The sequence below is a fragment of the Moorena sp. SIO3B2 genome, from assembly GCF_010692525.1.
Classification (GTDB): Bacteria; Cyanobacteriota; Cyanobacteriia; order Cyanobacteriales; family Coleofasciculaceae; genus Moorena; species Moorena producens.
Window position 1 is genome coordinate 1 of the sequence record NZ_JAAHHE010000344.1, and the last position, 6283, is coordinate 6283.

The window sequence follows — 6283 nt, forward strand, 5'->3', positions numbered from 1 at the left end:
TATGCTTAACTTGAAAGACTAATAGTTGAGTCCCCGTTTTTGATAACGATACTTAGCCACAATCGGATAAACTATATTACGTAGCCGGTTGAGAGCTCCCACAGGACGATGAACCACTAAGCCATTCCACGGGGAAAATCGCAGGTTTTCAGCAGAGTCGTATTGTTTGTCAAAATCGATGATCTGATGCTTGACGGTAAGGCGACCAACCGTAAAAAATGGTGATTTCTTCTCACTCCAACGAATTGTGACATCATCGATGGACATTTTCGGGTTAGTTTGGAATTGGATGCCAAAGTCCCAGCAATAAAGGGCATCGGTTTTCGATAGTTGTTCGATCAGCTCGTCTCGATAGTAATTGTCCGGTTTGCTTCCATCCAATCCCAGAGCCTTGGCGCGATCGAAGAAGGGAAGTTTGGGAATACCTGGTCGGGACTGATATCGCATCCTTTGATGGGGAGGCTGGCATGAAACAGGGGTAAACGCATATTTGATCACAGCGGGATAGTCAACAGGAACTAGGCCCGGTTGAGACTGATCAAAATCTGGTTTGAGTCCAAGGGCAGAAGCAGAACCACTCCAATACCGTTCCGTTAATAAACTCTTTGGGGTTCGAGCTGTTACTTTAGCTAGGGCTAGCAATTGCCTGGGATGACTCCTGAGCCACTTCTGGGCAGCTTGCTCTGAGTCAACTATGGAGCCAAAAAATTCATAATAATATTTGATGGTTTTGATAAAAAAGATCTTGGCATTTTGAACAATAATATCTTGAGTGTTTGGCTCGTAGCTTTGTTCTAGGCTTTCTCCTTCAACACCAATCACTTTCACAGACATTGAGCGTGTGTCTGCGACATAGTCGTTTTCAACGTTTGTTCGCCCATTGGCAAATCGCAGCTGAACAGGATATTGTTTCGGTGTCGCAAAGAGTCCTTGCTTGAGGGAAATCCCATTGAGTTGCTCTTGAGTAAGCCGAGTTCGTTTCGCTAGTTCGCTTTTAATTTTATGTTCATCAAAATCAAAAATTTCTAGGTTTCCCTCCACCGATGCGTGGGTTTTGGCATGGGTGTCTCGCAAAGCCCGTTCCTGATCCTTGTAAAGCTTATCCATCTGAATCCTGACTTGCTCGGCTACAAGGTTGTAATAGTTTTGTTCGTCCTTTTCGGGATATTCTGTAAATAGCTTCATGGTTATTTTTTCTAGACAAATTTTGATGAATTGGTTGTGATCAAAAATGGGTTAGGATAGCAGCGGATTTGATCGGGTACTGTCAACTTAAGTGACCATAGATCTGGTGATTGAGACTCAAATTTTACTTAACCGGTGATTTCTCAATCAGAGAGCTTGAATTTTTTGTTTAATTTTTGCTTGACAATACCCGATGCCTTGCTTACGGATTGTCAAATGTTACTTTATACTTTTTATCTTGCTGTGGACTATTCCGGTTTACCAGATCTGAGAGAGTATTTGTGTTTTGTATTACTTCCCAACCGACCGGAGAAAAAGTTTCTTCGTTGAAGATATTTTCTGCCAACAGGGGATTGGTCAATGCTTGGGAAAAGGCATCAACTGCTATCATTCGGGTAACCAGGGGAGCTACTGCTGCATTTGGTGGCACATCCTCGGCATAGAGTCCCACATAGAATTCTATATTGTTGACATCACCGTATAACCGTTTTAGTTCCCTTTGAGTATCTTCATCCCCCGTGATCTGATCGAAATCCGTCACCCGAGGAAACTGACATATTTCCCGGTAATCATTATAGCTAGCCAGTTGAGCTTCACGACCTAAGTCGATACTTGCTAATTCAACAGGTATTAGGAATTCTGACGTGTTAAACAAACCAATTTTGCTGCCTGGTTGGGAACAGGTCTCCTCAAATAATGGTCCCAAGCCTTTATTGATCAGCATCTCATTATTCCAGAGGCTATCCACCATGGGAATTTGCTTGCTGTCATAGGTAAGAGTCTCGGGAAGGGCACTGTGCCAACGATACACCAAACTAAACTCCACTGTCATCCAATTCTGGCGATACCACTTCTGATTGGTAAACGCTGGGGGATCGACAATGAAATTAAAGTGATAAGAGGTAATGTGATTAACATACTCTTCCACCACAATTTTCATGATTAACACCATCACGATGTTTCTGGCCGTTTGGAAGAGTCGCTCGTCATCCCAATCGGGATAATGCTTAGCCAGTAAATCACACAGGCGATTGTGTTCCCTCAGACACAGAACGTTATGCATTACATAGCCAATTTGGACATTAGCTCGTTCTACACCCATGGCAAATAGTTTTGCTTTCTTGGCTGGGTCGAGTCGCTTCTCATCATTGAGCGGTTCATACAACCCGTCAAACTCTGGTTTGACCACTCCCTTTTCTGGATCGTCGTAATAGAAGAGAGGATATTCTTCACCATTGATGATCTGGCTTTTCAGTTTCCCGCCCTGATGGGATCTCAGCATGTCTGTAGATTTTCTGTTCAACCCATAGACGGGAGATAAATCGATGCCATGGTTAGAGGTATTCTTTAATCTATTGTAGCGATCAGTGCGCAGAAAGCCGTCGGTAAACCACTGCACCCAATAGGGAAACAACAGGGTAGATTTCTCGGAATAGATGGTTTTCCCCTCTTGTTTGCGAAACAAAACAGCAAGGTCTTCGAGAGGGGGAAGGTTCCCTGCTTTGTTGAACTCTGGATCGGGGGGTAAATGTCGTCCGATCCAGGTTCGGTCTGTTAATGAGTCCCAAGAGGTATAGGGTGCCATCGCACTTAACTTATGGGGACGAGTGGGCATTTTGTAGACGGCATTGTTAATGATAGTTTTGTTGACTTTACGTTTGAGAGAGTCGTTGCTTTGAATAAAGTCCCAAATCCCCTTGAATTTGTTTAAACCAACGCTTTCTAACTGGTTCCTAAATCCGTCTCTAGATGTATTCCTTTTTTTTGTCATTGAACTAGTTCCCTTTTACTATTTACCTTTTGTGTATAGCAGGATTACTTGTCCCAAAAGTTATTATAAGGTAAGTCTTCAGCTATCAGCGTGTCGCGTATCAGCTAATGCGCTACGCGCACGCTACACCGAACAGCTATCAGCGTGTCGCGTATCAGCTATTGAATAAAATAGATCAGCATTCGTTTAATCTGAGTTCCGTCAGCTAATGCGCTACGCGCACGCTACACCGAACAGCTATCAGCTTTTGAATAAAACAGGTCAGCATTCGTTTAATATCTATTACGTCTGCTGTTCGGTGTAGCGTGAGCCTTGGCCATTCGCGAATGGCTGACGGCTGACGGCTGACTGCTGACTGCTGATAGCTTACGTCTTATCCACAGTTTCAAAGGATTCTGAACCCAGTGGACTGGGTTTCCAGCCTTGAATATTGGCGCGCTTACCTAAAAGCGGTTGGGAGTGGACAATGGGAATGCGCACGGCTTGTTCAAATAAAATTTGATCCACTTGGCGATAGATTCTTGCCCTAGCATCCTTGCCTTGGGTCTTACGACCGGTTTCCAATAACCTTAGGATTTGGTTATTCTTCCAACGTCCAAGGTCAGCGGTAGCATTAGGTCCGAAGTGGGAATAGTAGAAGTTATCTGGGTCGCCATATTCCCCAGTCCAACCCAATATAAACCCTTGGAAACCAGGAGACTTTTGTCGGTCTTTCAGATAATCTTTCCAGGGTTTTGTTTTTAAAGAAACCTTGATGCCAATCTTACCCAAGTCATCAGCTATGGCTTGGGCGATCGCTTTCGGATCAGGATAGTAGGGGCGGAAAATTTTCATATACCAGAGTTCGAGGTCAAAGCCTTTGGGGTAGCCAGCTTCCCTCAGCAGTTGCTTGGCTAGCTTTGGGTCATATTTATAGCTACCAAAATTAGATGACTCAGACCAATCCAGTAGGGGTGGGGTGAAGTGAGCATCACTCTCCCCTAAACCCTGCCAATTTTTTTCGACAATCTTTTGCTGATTAATTCCTAAGGCGATCGCAATCCGTACCTTTTGTTTGGCAAGGGGTTTGTAGTTGGTATTGAGGGATAGATATCCGACATTGAAGGAGGGACGGAAAATAGATTTGAGGTTAGCCTCACCAACTAAATTTTCTAATTGCTTAGGAACTAGGTCTGAAGTGAAGTCAATCTCTCCAGATTTCAACATGGTCAGGCGTTTGCTAATATCCGGGATGAACCGCACGATTACCTTTTCTGCTTTAGGTAGGTTTGGTTTCCAGTAGTTCGGACTCTTTTCTAGGATAATTTCCTTGCCATTACGCCACTCTTTGAATTTAAATGGACCTGTCCCTACTGCTAGAGATGACTCACGACCATACTTAGAACCTGCTTTCTTGATGGCTGTTGGGCTAGCGATACCAAAGTAGCCTGACCCAATCATAGCTGGAAAAATGCTTAAGGGCTGTTTCAGGACAAATTGAATTGTATACTTATCTTTGATGACTATCTGTTGTAATAGGGATTTCGAGTTTCCCTTGAAGCCACCAAATAAATCAGCCCAAATTTGATACTTTCTGTCTTTATCGCGATAGCCGTATTTGTTTTCCGGGTCCCACCAACGCTCGACATTGAACTTAACCGCTTGAGCATCGAAATCAGTGCCGTCATGAAACTTTACCCCTTGGCGCAGTTTAAATGTCCAAACTCTGCTATTGCGAGACGCTTGCCAATCAGTAGCTAATCCTGGTTCCAGTTCAATCGTTCCCAGCTTGTATTCCACCAGGCGATTGTAAATTTGTTTCTGGACAACCAGGGATTCCCGGTCGCTGATATTACCTGGTTCTAGGTTTTCTGGTTGTCCCACTGCTCCGTAAACGATAGTCCTGCCCTTGGAATCCTTAGGAGGTTTAGTTGGGGAAGGAGTAGGAGTAGGAGTAGGACTAGGAGTAGGAGTAGGGCTGGGAGTAGGGCTGGGAGTAGGAGTTGGAGTAGGGTTGGGAGTAGGGCTCGGGGAAATACTAGGAGTAGGACTCTCAGACACAGTAGGAGTAGGACTCTCAGGGGTATTTTTCCCAATCCAATTAGAAGGGCTAACGCAGTTACAGAGAACTATAGTTAGGACAAAAGCCACAAGCAACAGTATGGGTCGCCATCGCCTCATTGATAAAACTCCTTTATATTGCGGCTGTTGCCAGGAATCGGTAACTAATAGTAGTCATTTGTGATTAGTTTTTATTGACTCGACTTACCCTTGCTTCTGTTCCTTAACCATAATTGTAGGGGGGCAATGGTTTCGTCATCACTATATGTAGCGCAACTGCTGAAATCCTAATGGGTTTATGTTGATTTGGATACATGCTCCCATTATAAAAATAATTTCCGAACTTTTAGCCGTTAATTGTGTTATTTAAGTTGTTTATGTTATCACAAAAGTGGTCAAACCCAAATTAACCAAAAAGTTGGAAGCCAGAACTTTGGCCAGGCGCACGCTAGTTTCCCGCTCCCGATCACTTGCTCCCTATCACTAAAGACACAATAATTATGGTAAAACCGATACTTTTTAGCTACCATAATCTCCCAGAAAGTCAATTTTGGCTCGCCAATGCAAGCTGATTACGAGGGCCAGGGTGTATCTACCAAAGCCCTCAGGAATATCCCACGAGCGCCATTAATGTCACGTTCGCACCTCAAGCAGCGTCGGCTTTGCCGAAAGCGTGACCAAAGGTCAATCCATAGATCGCCCATCGATTTTTGATTTAATTTTCTTACTGCCACCAATATTGATCAATTCACCTGTCCAGCTAACAGTTTTGCTAGTATAGGCTTCACAGACGTCTACCATTGTTTTTCCTGTTTCTAAGGCTTTGTGCTTGAGAAACTCTTTGAAGCGATAATGAGCAAAAGAAAGCAAATTACGAACAGTTTTAGACCTGATCTTCCTGCTTCCCTTCTTGGCCATTTCAGATGTTTCAAAAGTGGGCAGTAGTATGACGTCGAAGTTGTTAACTAAGAAGCGGGCAGCTTTGTGATGTAATTCGTTAATCAGATTCTGAATTATGATAATTATTCGTCTGGCAGCTTTTCTCATTCGGCGTTTTTGCTTTCTTTTTGCCTTACTTATTTTTGATAAAAGGCTATCAAGGTGAGAGCAAAGTCGTTGAATCCGATAAAAATCCCCACAACCAATTTTCCCAATAGAATTTTCGCCCTTAGAACGTCAAGAACGTTCTAACACCAGGGTCTAAGGCTACTACTATACCTTGGTTCTCGGTTTTTACTTGAGTAGTCTTGTGGGGGACTGTCAGATATAGCAGAAGTCAGAAGTCAG

At 43.6% G+C, this 6283-nt stretch carries 3 protein-coding genes and 1 pseudogene; all 4 read right to left on the reverse strand.

The genetic code is table 11. The features are described from left to right. Window positions 1-18 precede the first annotated feature (18 nt). The gene (locus F6K38_RS33110) at window positions 19-1185 is read right to left on the reverse strand and encodes a catalase family protein (RefSeq protein ID WP_009148852.1); all 1167 of its coding nucleotides are present in this window, start codon (window positions 1183-1185) and stop codon (window positions 19-21) included. A 202-nt stretch (window positions 1186-1387) separates the two neighbouring features. Beyond that, complete coding sequence (locus F6K38_RS33115) at window positions 1388-2956, reverse strand: peroxidase family protein (RefSeq protein WP_009148856.1); 1569 nt, start codon at window positions 2954-2956, stop codon at window positions 1388-1390. 366 nt (window positions 2957-3322) lie between these two features. After that, window positions 3323-5116, reverse strand: coding sequence for an ABC transporter substrate-binding protein (locus tag F6K38_RS33120; protein ID WP_287359354.1), 1794 nt, complete (start codon window positions 5114-5116; stop codon window positions 3323-3325). Between the two features lie 424 nt (window positions 5117-5540). Next, window positions 5541-6263, reverse strand: a pseudogene (locus tag F6K38_RS33125) (zinc ribbon domain-containing protein); the annotation flags it as partial. Window positions 6264-6283: the final 20 nt, after the last annotated feature.